The organism is Streptomyces nanshensis, assembly GCF_001751255.1.
Classification (GTDB): domain Bacteria; phylum Actinomycetota; class Actinomycetes; order Streptomycetales; family Streptomycetaceae; genus Streptomyces; species Streptomyces nanshensis_A.
This window is the reverse complement of sequence record NZ_LJGW01000093.1, coordinates 15,650-30,605: the sequence shown is the minus strand read 5'-3', so window position 1 is coordinate 30,605 and position 14,956 is coordinate 15,650. Positions and strand designations below refer to the sequence as shown.

The 14,956-nt window shown below is 73.3% G+C and carries 12 protein-coding genes; 4 read left to right on the top strand and 8 right to left on the bottom strand.

Annotation, left to right across the window (positions count from 1 at the left end):
- The first annotated feature begins 127 nt into the window (after nucleotides 1–127).
- Entirely contained in the window at nucleotides 128–1,300 is a 1,173-nt protein-coding gene (locus AN218_RS04820; RefSeq protein ID WP_070015360.1) for a threonine aldolase family protein, read from the top strand.
- Nucleotides 1,301–1,326: 26 nt separating this feature from the next.
- On the opposite strand, the gene AN218_RS04815 is transcribed toward AN218_RS04820, so the two are convergent.
- A complete protein-coding gene (locus tag AN218_RS04815; protein ID WP_070015359.1) occupies nucleotides 1,327–2,028 on the bottom strand; it encodes a response regulator in 702 nt (233 codons plus the stop codon).
- Between the two features lie 84 nt (nucleotides 2,029–2,112).
- On the bottom strand, nucleotides 2,113–3,381 hold the full coding sequence (locus AN218_RS04810; protein ID WP_070015358.1) for a sensor histidine kinase: 1,269 nt from the start codon (nucleotides 3,379–3,381) through the stop codon (nucleotides 2,113–2,115).
- Between the two features lie 119 nt (nucleotides 3,382–3,500).
- On the opposite strand from AN218_RS04810, the gene AN218_RS04805 reads away from it, so the two are divergent.
- Nucleotides 3,501–4,688: an SAM-dependent methyltransferase gene (locus AN218_RS04805; RefSeq protein ID WP_171908597.1), complete on the top strand. Its 1,188-nt coding sequence runs from the start codon at nucleotides 3,501–3,503 to the stop codon at nucleotides 4,686–4,688.
- On the opposite strand, the gene AN218_RS04800 is transcribed toward AN218_RS04805, so the two are convergent.
- Nucleotides 4,674–6,245: a PH domain-containing protein gene (locus AN218_RS04800; protein WP_079131816.1), complete on the bottom strand. Its 1,572-nt coding sequence runs from the start codon at nucleotides 6,243–6,245 to the stop codon at nucleotides 4,674–4,676. The two genes, AN218_RS04805 and AN218_RS04800, sit on opposite strands and share 15 nt — an antisense overlap.
- Nucleotides 6,242–6,664, bottom strand: coding sequence for a PH domain-containing protein (locus AN218_RS04795; RefSeq protein WP_244900264.1), 423 nt, complete (start codon nucleotides 6,662–6,664; stop codon nucleotides 6,242–6,244). Before AN218_RS04795 ends, AN218_RS04800 begins: the two co-directional genes overlap by 4 nt.
- 320 nt (nucleotides 6,665–6,984) lie before the next feature.
- Between AN218_RS04795 and AN218_RS04790 the strand changes: the two genes are divergently transcribed.
- Nucleotides 6,985–8,079, top strand: coding sequence for an NADH-quinone oxidoreductase subunit D (locus tag AN218_RS04790; protein WP_070015365.1), 1,095 nt, complete (start codon nucleotides 6,985–6,987; stop codon nucleotides 8,077–8,079).
- Nucleotides 8,080–8,225: 146 nt separating this feature from the next.
- On the opposite strand, the gene AN218_RS04785 is transcribed toward AN218_RS04790, so the two are convergent.
- The 4 genes from AN218_RS04785 to AN218_RS04770 all read right to left on the bottom strand — a co-directional run bounded on the left by AN218_RS04785 (nucleotide 8,226) and on the right by AN218_RS04770 (nucleotide 13,225).
- Nucleotides 8,226–10,364, bottom strand: coding sequence for a hypothetical protein (locus AN218_RS04785; RefSeq protein WP_141747467.1), 2,139 nt, complete (start codon nucleotides 10,362–10,364; stop codon nucleotides 8,226–8,228).
- A gap of 237 nt (nucleotides 10,365–10,601) precedes the next feature.
- Nucleotides 10,602–11,612 (bottom strand): ABC transporter substrate-binding protein, encoded by a 1,011-nt coding sequence (locus AN218_RS04780; protein ID WP_079131820.1) that lies wholly within the window; start codon nucleotides 11,610–11,612, stop codon nucleotides 10,602–10,604.
- Nucleotides 11,613–11,650: 38 nt separating this feature from the next.
- Nucleotides 11,651–12,406, bottom strand: coding sequence for an ABC transporter permease (locus tag AN218_RS04775; RefSeq protein ID WP_070015356.1), 756 nt, complete (start codon nucleotides 12,404–12,406; stop codon nucleotides 11,651–11,653).
- Between the two features lie 3 nt (nucleotides 12,407–12,409).
- On the bottom strand, nucleotides 12,410–13,225 hold the full coding sequence (locus AN218_RS04770) for an ABC transporter permease (protein WP_070015363.1): 816 nt from the start codon (nucleotides 13,223–13,225) through the stop codon (nucleotides 12,410–12,412).
- Between the two features lie 458 nt (nucleotides 13,226–13,683).
- Between AN218_RS04770 and AN218_RS04765 the strand changes: the two genes are divergently transcribed.
- A complete protein-coding gene (locus AN218_RS04765) occupies nucleotides 13,684–14,889 on the top strand; it encodes an ABC transporter ATP-binding protein (protein WP_070015355.1) in 1,206 nt (401 codons plus the stop codon).
- Nucleotides 14,890–14,956 lie beyond the last annotated feature (67 nt).

The window sequence follows — 14,956 nt, the reverse complement described above, 5'->3', positions numbered from 1 at the left end:
CGGGCGGAGCCCGCTCCCCCTCCCCTCGCGGATCCCCTCGCAGATCCCCTCACGCGACGGCCGCGGACGAGCCGCAGGCCACGGGCACCCTGGCGGCCACCCGCTCCCGGGCGCGAGGATGCGGCACATGACCGAGTCGGAGCGTCAAGAGCGGGCACGGCTGCTGCCGGCGTGGAACAGCGCGCGGCGCCGCCTCGCGGACGGGCCCACCGGGGAGAGCGTCGGCGCACGCCTCGCGCGCCTCGCGGCGGAGGGCGCCGACGCCTACGACCTCACCGGCTGGACCGACGTGTACGGCGACGAGGACGGCATCGTCGGCGAGCTGGAGCGCCGTACGGCCGCCGCCCTCGGCACGGAGGCCGCCGCCTTCTTCCCCACCGGCACCATGGCGCAGCAGGCCGCGCTGCGCTGCTGGGCGGAGCGCACCGGCAGCGGCACCGTCGCCCTGCATCCGCTGGCGCATCCGGTGCGCTGCGAGCGGGACGCCCTGCGGCGGCTGACCGGACTGAGCGTCGTACATCCGACGGACGCGCCCCGGCTGCCGACCGCCGCCGAAGTACGGGACGCCGCCGAGCCGTTCGGCACCCTCGCCCTCGAACTGCCGCTGCGCGAGGCCGGGTTCCTGCTCCCCTCCTGGGACGAGCTGACCGCCACAGTGGCCGCCGCCCGCGAACGTGACGCAGTGGTGCACTTCGACGGCGCGCGGATCTGGGAGTGCGCCACGCACTTCGGCCGCGGCCTCCCCGAGATCGCCGCGCTGGCCGACACCGTCTACGTCAGCTTCTACAAGTCCCTCGGCGGGCTGTCCGGCGCCGCCCTCGCCGGGCCGGAGGCGGTCGTGGAGGACGCCGCGGCATGGCGCCACCGCTACGGCGGCCAGATCTTCCAGCAGTGGCCCGCCGCGCTCGCGGCGCTGGTGGGGCTGGAGCGCGAACTGCCGCGCCTGCCCGAGTACGTGGCGCATGCGAAGACCGTCGCGGCGGCGCTGCGCGAGGCGCTCACGGAGTCGGACGTGCCGTGGTGGCTGGTGCGGCCGCGCGAGCCGCACACCCACCAGTTCCAGGTCTGGCTGCCGTACGGCGTACGGGAGTTGACGGACGCGGGCGCACGTCAGGCGGAGGAGACGGGGACGCTGCTCTTCCGGCGCTGGTCCGAGCCGACCGGCGGGCCGCCGGGGCTGGCGATGCACGAGGTGACGGTCGCGGCGGCGGGGCTGACATGGTCGGCGGGCGATGTACGGGACGCCGTCGCGGAGTTCCTCGGGTTTCTTCCGCCTCGGTCCTCGTCACGGACGGGGTGACGCGGACGGCACGGGCAAGGTCCCGCCTACCGCGCGGCGCCGCCACCGCCGCTGCCGCCCGCCCTGACCAGCCGTGTCTCGTACGCGAGGACGACCGCCTGCACCCGGTCCCGCAGCTCCAGCTTGGCGAGGATGCGCCCGACGTGCGTCTTCACCGTGGCCTCGGACAGGACCAGTTCGGCGGCGATCTCCCCGTTCGAGAGCCCCTGCGCGACGAGGGTCAGCACCTCGCGCTCGCGGTCGGTCAGCCGTTCCAGACCGTTCGAGAGGGGCTCGGGCACGGCGGCCGGGAGCACGGTCGAGAAGCGGTCGATGAGACGGCGGGTGGTGCTCGGGGCGACCACCGCGTCGCCGCTGTGCACGGCGCGGATCGCGGCGAGCAGATCGCCGGGCGGCACGTCCTTGAGCATGAAGCCGCTCGCTCCGGCCTTGAGCGCGGAGAAGGCGTACTCGTCGAGGTCGAACGTGGTGAGTATCAGCACCTTCGGCGAACCGGCGCCGCCCTCGCCGCCGGAGCAGATGCGGCGGGTGGCCTCCACGCCGTCGACGTTCGGCATCCGCACGTCCATCAGGACCACGTCGACCGCCGTCGCGCGCAGCACCTCCAACGCCTCGGCGCCGTCCCCCGCTTCGGCGACGACCTCCATGTCCTGCTGCGCGGCCAGCACCATGCGGAATCCGGTGCGCAGCAGCACCTGGTCGTCGACGAGCATCACGCGGATCGTCATCGGGGGTCCTTCCCGGGTCGGTTGCTCGGTGGCCGTCGGTGGAGCGGCAGGCGGGCGGTCAACTGCTCGGCGTGCGGCGGGCGTTCAGTGCGCGGCCTTCAACGGCAGCACGGCACTGATACGGAAGCCGCCGCCGGGACGCGGACCGGCCTCCAGGCTGCCGCCCACCATGCCCACGCGTTCGCGCATCCCGATGAGCCCGTGGCCGAGCCCGTCGTTGCCGCCGTCCTCGTACAGCGCGCGCTCCGCGCCGCGGCCGTCGTCCTCGGCGAGCAGCGACAGTTCGTCCGCGCTGTAGCGGAGGCAGACGGTCGCGCCGACCTGCGGGCCGCCGTGCTTACGGGTGTTGGTGAGCGCCTCCTGCACCACGCGGTACGCCGTCAGCTCCACGCTGCTCGGCAGCGGACGCGGCGTCCCCTCTATCGAGAAGCTGACCGTGAGCCCGGCTCCCCTGACCTGGTCGATCAGCTCCGAGAGCTGCTCGACGCCGGGCTGCGGCAGATACTCGCCGCTGCCCTCCCGGCGCTCGCCGCCGCTGCCCGTACCGGCGGTGCTCGCGGTGCCGCCGCCCTCGCCGGTACGCAGCACCCCCAGCAGTCGGCGCATCTCCGCGAGCGCCTGGCGGCCCGTGCCGGAGATGGTCTCCAGGGCCTGCTTCGCCTGGTCGGGCGCGGCGTCCAGTACGTACGCGGCACCGTCGGCCTGTACGACCATCACCGAGACGTTGTGCGCCACGACGTCGTGCAACTCCCGTGCGATACGGGCCCGTTCGGCCGCGGCGGCGATCTTCGTCTGTGCCTCGCGCTCCTTCTCCAGCCGGGTGGCGCGCTCCTCGAGCTGTGCGTAGTAGGCACGGCGCGTACGCAGCGAGTCGCCCAGCACCCAGGCGAGGAGAAACGTCACGGTCATGAAGACGTCGCCGAGGATCGAGCTGACGAGCGTCTGCCGGTCGTCGGGCCAGCGCAGGGTGGCGATCGTCGGCGCGAGAAGCGCTCCGCACAGGGCGAACCGGGACGCCCACCGGATGCTGCGGGAGGCGACGGTGAAGACGATGACGAGCATCGCGAAGTTGCTGGGGCCGACCCCCACGCCCGTGACGAGCTGGGCGACGCCGGTGCCGGTCGCCAGCACGAGCATCTTCTCCGGCACCCTGCGCCGCAGCGCGACGACCGTGCACATCGACAGGACAATGGGGACCGCCGCCGTCTGCTCCAGGGGGCCCTCCGGTGTGCCGGCGCCCTCGCTGTGCACGCTGGAGACGAGCCAGACCGCGGAGATCATCAGCAGCAGCACGGCCCAGCAGGTGTCGACCCAGGTGGGGTGCCGGCGGATGAAATCGTAAATGCGGTTCACATAACACAGCGTATTCACGGCGAACGCGCACCGGGTCAGCCCGGCGGCCGATCCCTCGCGGCCCGCCTACTCCGCAAGGTGGAGGCAGGACCTCCGTGCTCCTCGCCTACGGTGGCCGCGTGCACACACGGGACGGCAGGCCGCACGGTACGGACGGCGACGGGGACAGCGACCGGGACGGGGACGGCGGCGGCTGCTGGCTGCCGTGGCGGACGGCCGCCGAGCGCGCGCTCTACGGGGACAGCAGCGGGAACGGAGACGGACGGAGCGGCGATGGCTTCTTCGTACGCGAGGCGCCCGCAGCCCACTTCCGTACGTCCGTGCACGCCTCGCCGCTCTTCGCCCTCGCCGTCGCACGGCTCCTGCTCCACGTCGACGAGGCGCTCGGCCGCCCCCGCGAACTCGCCATGGTCGATGTCGGCGCCGGGCGGGGAGAGTTGCTCACCGGCGTACTGGAGGCGCTGCCCGCCGGTGCCGCCGCCCGCGTGCGCCCGTACGCGGTGGAGCGCGCGCCTCGCCCCGACGGTCTGGACGAACGCATCGTGTGGTCGCACTCGCTGCCCGCCGGTGCGCCTCCGTACGGGCTTGACGGGCCCAACGGGCCGAGCGCGCAGGGGAGTTCGGCCGACGGGCTGACGGGGCTGCTCTTCGCCAACGAGTGGCTCGACGACGTCCCCCTCGACATCGCCGAGACCGACGCGGACGGCGTCCCGCGCACGGTGCTCGTACGGACCTCGGACGGAGCCGAACGGCTCGGCGAGCCCGTGACGGGTCCCGAGGCGGAGTGGCTGGAGCACTGGTGGCCGCTCTCCGCGGCGGAGGGCCACGGCGCGGAGCCGGGACTGCGCGCGGAGATCGGGCTGCCGCGCGACGAGGCGTGGGCGGCGGCGGTGGCGACCCTCGCCCGTGGACTGGCCGTCGCCGTCGACTACGCGCACTTCCGCGAGGACCGACCGCCCTTCGGCACCCTCACCGGCTATCTCGACGGCCGCGAGGCACCGCCCGTACCGGACGGCAGCCGGGATCTGACCGCGCACGTCGCGCTGGACGCGTGCGCAGCGGCCGGCGCGCGGGCCGCGGCGGACGGCTGCGCACCGCCCGTCGTACGCACCCAGCGTGACGCCCTCCACAGCCTGGGGATCGACGGCGCCCGTCCCCCGCTCTCCCTCGCGACGAGCGATCCGCCCGCGTACGTACGGCAGTTGGCCGCCGCCGGCGAGGCCGCCGAGCTGACCTCCGCGTCCGGACTGGGCGCCTTCCGCTGGCTGGTGCAGCCCGTCGGGGGCACGAGGTCACCCTTCGGCTGACGCCCCGCTGGCCCCGCTGGCCCCTCCGACCCCACCGGCCCCGCCGTCCCGGTCTGCGTCCGGGCGCTCGATGTCCCGTTCGTCGGAGCGCTCGCCGTCCCCTGTCTGCGAGGTCATCCAGCGCTCCGGACGCGCCGTCCTCCGCCCCGTGCGCGAGCGTTCGGCCTGGGCGCGTACCAGTGCGCGGGCCTCGTCCGCGTCCCGCAGCCGGGCCGCCGTCCAGCCGTTCGCGCCGTGGTCGACGGCCACGTCCGCCAGCCGCATCCGGCGCTCCCACGGGCCCTGACTCAGGCGCACGCTCTGCACCTTGGCGTGCGGTACGAGCGTCACGCGGCGCCTGATCAGCCCGCTGCGGGTGACGAAGACGGCGTCCGTCGCCCCGTACCCGTAACCGCGCCACAGCAGCGGCACGCACCAGCGGGCCCGGCGCGGCACCGGAGCCGCGGACTCCGCCGCGGCCGCGAGATCGGTGCCGGGCAGCACGCGCGCCAGCACGACCGCCGCCTCGTCGCGCGGCGCGACCGGGATCAGCACCCCGCCCTTGTCTTTGCCGGCGCCCGCGATCTCCAGCTCCACACGGACCCAGCCGCGCCGCCGCCACAGCAGCGGCTCGGTGATCCGTACGGACTGCACACGGCCCGGCGGCACCGTCGCATGCTCGCGGTCCAGCAGCCCGTGGTCGAGGCGCAGCCCGTCCGGCGACTCGGCCACCGTCCAGTCGTACTCCTTGAGAAGGCGTCCGCCCGTGCTGGCCCAGACACCGCCCAGGGCCGGGAGGAGCGTGACGAGGGAGCCGAGGACGCTGCCGCTGGCGGCGTAGACCACGACCGGTACGAGCAGCATCCCGAGCAGCGCGCCCCAGCCGGTGCCCATCAGCAGCAGACCGGTGACGAGCGTGCGGGTGCCGACGCGCAGCAGTTCACGGGAGGGTGCCTCGCCCGCCTCGGGCGCGGCGTCGGGGGCGATTCCGGCGGCGCGGGCGAGGAGTTCGGCACGCAGGGCGACGGCCTCGCGCTCGCCGAGGAAGGCGAGTTCGTCCTTGGCCTCGGTGCCGACGACGTCCAGCTTGAGCTTCGCGACCCCGGCGACGCGGGCCAGCAGCGGCCTGCCGACGTCGACGGCCTGCACGCGGTCGAGCCGGATGTGCGCGGTGCGGCGGAAGACCAGGCCCGTACGGATGCGCAGTTCGGTGTCGGTGACGAGGTAGCTGGTGAACCACCAGGAGAAGAAGCCGTACGCCGCCGCGACCGGCAGCAGCACGCCGAACGCGGCCAGCAGCCAGCCGGGCGTGAGGTGGGTGAACCACTCGCGGGTGCGCTCGAAGTCGTGCACGGAGAAGGCGACGAGCCCCGCGACGGGCGCCCATGCGCGGCGCCACGGCGTGACGGGGTGCAGCCGCTTGCCTTCGGGGCGGCCGGAGGCGGAAGCGGAGGCGGGAGCCGAGTCCTCCGGGACCGGAGTCGCCTCGGCGGCCGTTCCGCCTGCCCCTTCCTTCCCGGTGGCCCCTTCCCTCCCGGTGGCCGCCTCCGTACCGGCGGCTCCTTCCGTCCCGTTCACAGCCCCGCCGACCTGGCGCCGCCCAGCTCCGTGAGCCGGTCGCGGAGGCGTTCCGCCTCCTCCGGTACGAGCCCGGGGATCTCGGCGTCGGTCGTCGCCGCAGCGGTGTGGAGCTGTACGCGCGCGAGGCCGTAACGCCTCTCCAGCGGACCGGAGGTGACCTCCACGAGCTGCATCCGCCCGTACGGCACGACCGTGAGCTCGCGCCAGAGCACACCGCGGCTGATGAGCAGGTCGTCCTCACGCTCCGCGTACCGCCACGAGCGCCAGTTGCGTTCCAGCGCGCCCCAGCCCCATGCGGCGGCGGCCGCGGGCAGCAGCGCGAAGGCGGCCCAGGCGGGCCCGGCGGTCAGCGCGAGCAGCACGGCGACGACGAGCGCCGACGGCACGAGCGCGCACAGCAGCACCACGCGGCGCATCCGCAGCAGCGCACGCTCGACGCCGTGCCAGCGCTCGGCCTCCTGCCCGTGCCCCCGGTCCTCCACGTGGTCGTGGTCGTGCTCGTGCTCGTCCGTCCCCGTCGTCATGCGGCCAGCCTACGGCCGGTCGTGTACGGGACGGCAGGCCCGCGAGCGCCAACACCGCCGGAAACCCCCGCCGTACGGGGTGCGAGACTGAGCCCATGAGTCAGCGGACGACGACGGACGGCGCCGCAGGGGCGCCCGACGGCACCGGAACGGGCACCGCCCCGGGACGGCAGACCACGGTCGGCATCGGCGGCGCCGCGGAGAGCTCCGACATGGTGCTCAACATCGGCCCCCAGCACCCCTCGACGCACGGAGTGCTCCGGCTGCGGCTCGTCCTCGACGGGGAGCGGATCAACGAGGTCGAGCCGGTCGTCGGCTATATGCACCGCGGCGCGGAGAAGCTCTTCGAGGCCCGCGACTACCGGCAGATCATCGTCCTCGCCAACCGCCACGACTGGCTGTCCGCCTTCTCCAACGAACTCGGTGTGGTGCTCGCCGTCGAGCGCATGCTCGGCATGGAGGTCCCCGAGCGCGCGGTGTGGCTGCGGACGCTCCTCGCCGAACTCAACCGCGTGCTCAACCACTTGATGTTCCTCGGCTCCTATCCGCTGGAGCTGGGCGGGATCACGCCCGTCTTCCACGCGTTCCGCGAGCGCGAGGAGCTCCAGCACGTCATGGAGGAGATCTCCGGCGGCCGGATGCACTACATGTTCAACCGCGTCGGCGGCCTGAAGGAGGACCTTCCGGCCGGATGGCAGGGCCGCGCCCGGCAGGCCGTACGGGACGTACGGTCCCGCATGGACACCTTCGACCGGCTCGTGACCGGGAACGAGATCTTCCGCGGCCGTACGCGCGGCGTCGGCGTCCTCGACCGCACGACCGTCCACGCGTACGGGGTCAGCGGCCCCATCGCCCGCGCCTCCGGCGTCGACTTCGATCTGCGCCGCGACGAGCCGTATCTCGCGTACGGAGAACTCCAGGACACCCTCCGCGTCGTCACCCGCGGCGAGGGCGACTGCCTCGCCCGCTTCGAGGTGCTGCTGGACCAGGCGTACAACTCGCTGGACCTGGCCGACGCATGCCTCGACCGCCTCGCCGAACTGCCGCCGGGGCCCGTCAACCAGCGGCTGCCGAAGGTGCTCAAGGCCCCCGAGGGCGCGACGTACGCCTGGACCGAGAACCCGCTCGGGCTCAACGGCTACTACCTCGTCTCCAAGGGCGAGAAGACGCCGTACCGGCTCAAGCTCCGCTCGGCCTCGTTCAACAACATCCAGGCGCTGACGGAACTGCTGCCGGGGACGCTCGTCGCCGACATGGTGGCGATCCTGGGGTCGTTCTTCTTCGTGGTCGGGGACATCGACAAGTAGCCGTCAAGTAGCCGCCGAGTAATCGCCAGGTGGTCGCCACGTAGCGGGGTCCGGGCCCGGGTCCGGATGTACGGGATGTACGGGATGTACGGGGTGTACGGGTCGCGCGCGAGGTACGGGAGGTACGGGAGCCGCGCGGCGGGCGGTCAACTCGCGTTGCGCACGCCGGAGTCGGACTTGGGCTTGCCGTTCGCGGAGGTACGCGGCCGCGGAGCGGAGTGGCCGGACTTGGGCTCGGACTCCGACGTGGGCGCGGACTTCTGCCCGGACTCGGTCTTCTGCTCGGTCTCGGACGCCGGACCGGAGTCGGACGTCGACCCGGCTTCCGGCTTCGTGCCGGACTCGGAGCCCTGCTCGGTCTCGGACTTCGGGTCGGACTCCGGCGTCGGCTCGGAGTCGGGCGTCCGGCCGGGGCTCTCCTCGGTCCCGGGCCCGTCCCCCGTGGTCGTGTCCTTGCCGCGGCCCTTGTCGGACGTCTTGTCGACGGTCTTGTCGGCTGCCTTGCCGGACGTCTTGCCCGACGCCGTACGCGGGGCCGTGTCCGAGCCCGAACCGGCGGACTTCCCGGGGGACTTGGACCGCGGCTTCTCCGGGGTTGTGCCGCTGCCCTTCTCGCCGGACTCCGGCTTGGTCTCCTCCGCCGCGGACGCGACGTCGCCCGTGTCCCTGTCGCCCTTGCGCTTGTCCTCGCCGGTGCTCTCACCGGCATCCGCGGCCTGAGCCTCGGCCTTGTCCGCCGCCTTGGCGCTGCTCTTGTCCCTCTCCGTACCCCGCGTCGCGTTACCGGCCTTCGCGGTCCGTACGGACTCCGGCTTCTGCTCCGGCTGTCCGGACGCGGAGGGGGACGCCGCCGCGGACTTGGACTTGGAGTCGGGGCCGGACTTGGAGCCGGCGTCGGGCTGCGTCTCGGACTCCGGCCCCTTCGGCTCGGTCTCGCGCTTCGCATGCCGTCCGGCGGGCGCCGGAGTGGTCGCCGCCGAGCTGGAACCTTCCTTCGTACGGGGCTTCTTCGCCGAACCCTTGGCCTCGTCCGGCGACGCCTTCGGCCCGGTGCCCGGCTCGGCCCCGGACGCGTCGGAGGACGCGGACGCCTCGGTCGTGGCCTGCGAACCGGCGCGCGTGGCATGCCCGTTCACCGCGGAGCGGGAGGACTCGGCGGACTCGGCCTCCGGTGCGTCGGCCGATGCCTCGGCCGGCTCCGCCGCCGTCCCGTCCGCCTCACGCTTCTCGTCCGCCGCGGGCTCCCGCGGCGCCTCGCCGCCGGCCTCGCCCGTACGGTCCGCCGACGCCGACGCCGGGCTCGTCTCGTCCGTCCTGCCCGTCGCGTTCGCCTCCTGGGCCTCACGGGCCTCTTCCGCTTCGCGGGCCTCACGCGTCTCACGGAGCTCGAACAGCTCGGACGCCTCGCGCGGCTCCCGCGCCCTGGACGGTACGGACGGGGATCCCGGACCCCCGGGCGCCCCCGGCGGCCGCTTCGCCCGCCGCTTCGGCTTGTTCATGCTGCCGGTGCCGAAGAAGTCGAACTTGCTGCTGCGCGCCGTGAAGCGCTCGTCCACGGTGCGCCGCGGGCCGTGGAGCGCCGCCTGAAGGGCCTCTTCGCGTTCCTGCTCGCGCAGTTCGCGCTCCTTGCGGAGCGCCTCCTGCCGTTCCTGCTCCTCGCGCTCCTGCTCCTCGCGCTCCTTGCGCCGCGCGACGTTGCGGCTCAGATTCCGCAGGGCCTCGTTCGCCTGGAGATACGTCAGCGGGGTCGGTGCGCCCGAGGGCTGGCGGTGGTCGGTGGCGCCCACGGTCAGCGCCTTCGTGGGCTCGCCCGTCTCCAGTTCGAGCTGCCGGCGGCCCTCCAGGGCGCTCGCCCGTTCCGTCTCGGCGTGCGCGTAACGCCGCAGCAGGGTCGCGTGCTCGCTGCGCAGCCGTGCCAACTCGGCGCGCTTCTCCCGCAGTCGGGCGCGTGTCTTCTCGCGGCCCTGCCGGGCCTCTTCGAGGTCGCTCTCCAACTCGGCCTGGCGCTCCTCGGCCCGCCATTCCGTGCTCGCCAGCTTGGCCTTCAGATCGCCGACGCGTTTGCCCGCCGCCCGGTCCCAGCTCCGCAGCAGTACGGCGCCGGTCACGGCGGCCACCGCGGCGGCCGCGGCGCACACCCTGAGCAGCACCGTGTCCGTGTCACCGACGCCGGCTTCGCCGAACAGCCAGGCGGCCCCCGCGCAGAGCAGCGCGGCCACTGCGACGGTTGCCGGAGCGAGGGCCCGGTGCAGCGGCTGCGAATGGCGATGACGTCCACGAGGCATGGCCTGGAATCTACCTCGCAAGACTCCGATCAGGCACCGCACGAAGGGCATTGTTACCCCGCCACAACCCTGCGCTGTCCTCTTTCGCCGTCGCTGTCCGCTTCTGGAATCCGACGCTCCGTTCAACTCCGGGAACGGCTCCGGCGGCGCCCCCGAGGACCGCTCCGCAGGCACCCCCGCGGGCACCTCCGCGAAGGGCCTCGCGGGCGCCGTCGCGGGCCGTCCTCACCGCCGGCCTCAGATCAGCTTCTTCGCCTTGAGGTACTCCTCGGCGACGTCCTTCGGCTTCTTCCGGTCGGCGTCCACCTTCCCGTTGAGGTCGGCGAGGTCCTTCGTCGTGAGCACCTTCGTGAGCTTGTTCAGCGCGGCCGCGACCTTCTTGCCGCCCGCCTTCTCGGCGTTGACGACCGGCAGCACGTTGTCGGCGTTCTGCAGCCCCTTGTCGTCCTCCAGCAGCACCAGACCGAAGTCCTTGAGCGTGGCGTCGGTGGTCGTCGTCAGCACCATCTGGTCGGTGCCGTCCTTGACGGCCTCCTTCGCCTGCGTCGTACCGACGCCCTTGGGGTCGATGCCGGTGACGTCGATGTCGTAGGTCTTCTCCAGGCCGGGGCGGCAGAAGGGCCGCTCCTCGCACTCGTCGCTCGCCGCGAGCTTGACCTTCTCGCCCGACTTCCCCAGATCCGAGAGGGACGTGAGCCGGTGCTTCTTCGCGAAGTCCTCGGCGACGGCGAAGGCGTTCTGGTCGACGGCCTTGCCTGCGGGCAGTACCTTCAGCCCGCGCGGTCCGGCGAGCTTGTCCAGCGCGCCGACCGTCTCGTCCGCGTCGTTGGAGGCGACCGGCTCGGCCTTCGGGCCGTTCTTCTTCGCGTTCAGGAACTCCGCGAGCGTCGCCGCGTACTCCGGTACGACGTCGATCTCGCCCTTCTCCAGGGCGGGTTCGTACAGTTCGCGGTTCTTCAGCTTGCTGATCGACGTGCTGTAGCCGGCCTTCGTGAGCAGCTTCGCGTACAGCTCCGCCATGATCTGCGACTCGGTGAACCCGGCCGAGCCGATGACCAGTTCGCCCTTGGAGCCGCCGCCGTCCGCCGGACCGCCGCCCTCCTTCTCCAGGCTGTCGCCGCCGCACGCCGTCAGGGACGTGGCCAGCAGCGCGGCGGCGCCGCCCGCCGCCAGCAGCCGGCCCGTCCTGCGCAGCCTCGCGTACGCGTAAGGGCCCGGCGTCGCTTCCGGGTTCGCTGCCTCATTCATCATGTCCACCGTTCGTCAGGGGTACGAGGGTCGGAGGGTCAGGACGGCGACTGCACGGGTGCCGCCTTGTCACCGAGGCCCGTGGGCGTCGATCGGGAGCGCGTACGGGCCTTCGGCTGCGCGCCGCGGCGCCGTCCGCGCATCGGGTCCAGCAGCCGTTCGGCCACCACGAGCACCCCTTCCACGAGCAGCGCGAGCGCCGCCACCAGGGCCGCGCCCGCGACGACCTGCGGGGTGTCGTACGTACCGAAGCCGGCGGTGATGATCCGGCCGAGTCCGCCGCCGCCCGGCAGCGCGGCCAGCGTCGCCGTCGCCACGACCTGGACGGCCGCCGAGCGCACGCCCGTCATGATCAGCGGGAAGGCGAGCGGCAGTTCGACGCGGAGGAGGAGCTGCCAGCCGGACATGCCCATACCGCGGGCGGCCTCCACCACGTCGCGGTCGGCCTCCCGCATCCCGACGTACGCGTTGGTCAGCAGCGGCGGCAGCGCGAAGAGCACCAGCGCGATGATCGTCGGGAGGTCGCCCTGCTTGCCGAGCGGGCTGAGCGTCAGCAGGACGAGCACGGCGAACGTGGGCACCGCGCGGCCCACGTTGGAGATGTTCACGGCGAGCGCGCCGCCGCGCCCCACATGTCCGAGCCACAGCGCGACGGGCAGCGCCAGGGCGCAGGCGGCGCCGAGGCAGACGACGGTCAGATACAGATGCTCGGCGAGGCGGTGCGTCACACCGTCGCCGCCCGCCCAGTTGGCGCCCGTGGTCAGCCACGTCCACGCGTCCAGGAAGAAGCCCATCGCTCACGCCTCCTTGCCGGCGGGCTCGGGCACCCCGCGTACGCCGCCCGGTTCGCCCGGCACGTCCGGTACACCGTCGTCGTGGCCGCTTCCGCGTACGCCGCCGGACGCGCCCGCACCGGGACCGCCGCGGCCGCCCCCGCGTATCCGCGCCCGGGCCCGTGCGCCGCCGCCCGTACGCGTCCAGGGCGTCAGCAGCCGCTGCAGCCCCAGCAGCAGGACGTCGGCGAGCACCGCCAGCACCACGCAGATCACCGAGGCCGTCAGCACCTGCGCGCGGAAGAAGCTGTCCATGCCGTCGTAGATGAGGTTGCCCAGACCGCCGTAGCCGACGATGGCACCGACCGTGGTCAGCGCCACGGCGGAGACCGTCGCGATGCGTACACCGGCCATCAACGCGGGCAGCGCGAGCGGCAGTTCCACGCCGAAGAGCAGCCGGAACGGCCCGTACCCCATGCCGCGCGCCGCCTCACGGGCCTCGTCGGGGACGGACTCCAGGCCCGCCAGGATGTTCCGTACGAGCACCGTCAGCGAATAGAGCACCAGGCCCGAGACCACGACCGCCGCGCCCAGTCCGAAGAGCGGGAGCAGCAGCGCGTACATGGCCAGGGACGGCACCGTGTAGAGCACGGTCGTCAGCCCCAGCACCGGGCCGTACGCGCGTCGCCAGCGCCGGGCGGCGAGCGCGAGCGGGAAGGCGATCAGCAGCGCGAGGGCCACCGACGCGAGCGTGATCCCCACGTGCTGGAGCGTGGCGTCCGTGAGCTCCTGGCCGCGCGTGCGCACGAACTCGGCGCAGATCCAGTCGTTCGCGGTCAGGCAGTCGCCGCCCTGCCGTGCGACGGCCTCCGCACGGAGTCCGGTGTGCCCGGCGCCGGATGTGACGGCCGTGCCGGACGCACCGGCGATGCCGGACGTACCGACCGTCCCGGCCGTGCCGATCAGCGAGGTCAGCCCGCTCAATCCGCTCGCCCCCTCCCGCTCGTCCCCGGGTCCGCTGCGACGCGGCGTCCGCGGCGGCGCGCCCTGTCGCGCCGCAAGCATGCCGGGAGACCTTACAGTCCGCTACCGACAGCCGCTCCGAACTGCCACACTCCTGCAACACAGACTTCATACGGCCACCGGAAGAATGCGGACGCGTCGAAGACCACGACGACACGACGATGCAGAGCGACGAGCAGAGCGCAGTGCCGGCACCACGCGACGCGACGCGGCGCGGTGCCGGGCGGTGCGCCGCCGTGCCCACCCCACCCGAGCCGAGCGACGAGATTGAGACCATGATCCGCTTCGAGAACGTCACAAAGCGCTACCCGGACGGCACCACCGCCGTCCACGAGCTGTCGCTGGAGGTCGCACGGGGCGAACTCGTCACGCTCGTCGGTCCGTCGGGATGCGGTAAGACGACGACGATGAAGATGGTCAACCGCCTCATCGAGCCGACGTCCGGGCGGATCCTGCTCGACGGCGAGGACATCTCCGCCGTCGACCCCGTCGAACTGCGCCGCCGCATCGGCTACGTCATCCAGCAGGTGGGCCTCTTCCCGCACAAGACGGTGCTCGACAACACCGCGACGGTGCCGTATCTGCTCGGCTGGTCCAAGGCCGAACGCCGCGAGCGCGCCGCCGAGTTGCTCGACCTCGTCGGCCTCGACCCGTCCCGCTACGGCGACCGCTACCCGGACCAGCTCAGCGGCGGCCAGCGGCAGCGCGTCGGCGTCGCCCGCGCCCTGGCCGCCGATCCGCCGGTGCTGCTGATGGACGAGCCCTTCGGCGCCGTCGACCCGGTGGTGCGCGAGCACCTCCAGAACGAGTTCCTGAAGCTTCAGTCGACCCTGCACAAGACCGTCCTCTTCGTCACGCACGACATCGAGGAGGCCGTACGCCTCGGCGACCGCATCGCCGTGTACGGGGAGGGGCGCATCGAGCAGTTCGACCCCCCGGCGAAGGTCCTGGGCGCACCGGCCACCCCGTACGTCGCGGACTTCGTGGGCGCCGACCGCGGCCTGAAGCGGCTGTCGGTCACCCCGATCGAACGCGGCGACCTGGAGGAGCCCCCGGTCGTCCACCTCGACGACCCGATCGACAAGGCCCGCGCCCGCATGCGCGGCGAGGGCGCGCGCTGGGCCGTCGTCCTGGACGACGCGGACGAGCTGCACGGCTGGCTCGCGGCCGAGGCCGTGGACAGCCCGGCCGGTCCCGCCTCGCCGGCCGCGAAGTCCCAGGACAAGACCTCGCCCCCGACCGTCGCCGACCACGCCCGCCGCATGGAGGCGTGGCTTCCGCTGGGCTCGCCGCTGAAGCAGGCGTTCAGCAGCATGCTCCAGCACGACGCGGGCTGGATCGCCGTACTGGACGACGCGGACCGCTTCGTCGGCGTCCTCACCCCGGGCCGGCTGCACGAAGCGCTGCGCCGCTCCATCGACGCCGACGAGCGCGACGTACGCCGCGACGAAGTGGAGCTGGAGACGGTCGCCGACGCATGACCGACGCCCCCGTGCACGGCGGAGAAGCACCAGGCCGCAGCCGCCTCCGGCACCGCCGGGACGCCTG

Excerpts from the sequence above, each read along its gene's own strand:
- AN218_RS04820 (WP_070015360.1), top strand. The coding sequence starts at position 128 with ATGACCGAGTCGGAGCGTCAAGAGCGGGCACGGCTGCTGCCGGCGTGG.
- AN218_RS04815 (WP_070015359.1), bottom strand. The coding sequence starts at position 2,028 with ATGACGATCCGCGTGATGCTCGTCGACGACCAGGTGCTGCTGCGCACC.
- AN218_RS04795 (WP_244900264.1), bottom strand. The coding sequence starts at position 6,664 with ATGCGCCGCGTGGTGCTGCTGTGCGCGCTCGTGCCGTCGGCGCTCGTC.
- AN218_RS04790 (WP_070015365.1), top strand. The coding sequence starts at position 6,985 with ATGGTGCTCAACATCGGCCCCCAGCACCCCTCGACGCACGGAGTGCTC.
- AN218_RS04785 (WP_141747467.1), bottom strand. The coding sequence starts at position 10,364 with ATGCCTCGTGGACGTCATCGCCATTCGCAGCCGCTGCACCGGGCCCTC.
- AN218_RS04780 (WP_079131820.1), bottom strand. The coding sequence starts at position 11,612 with ATGAATGAGGCAGCGAACCCGGAAGCGACGCCGGGCCCTTACGCGTAC.
- AN218_RS04775 (WP_070015356.1), bottom strand. The coding sequence starts at position 12,406 with ATGGGCTTCTTCCTGGACGCGTGGACGTGGCTGACCACGGGCGCCAAC.
- AN218_RS04765 (WP_070015355.1), top strand. The coding sequence starts at position 13,684 with ATGATCCGCTTCGAGAACGTCACAAAGCGCTACCCGGACGGCACCACC.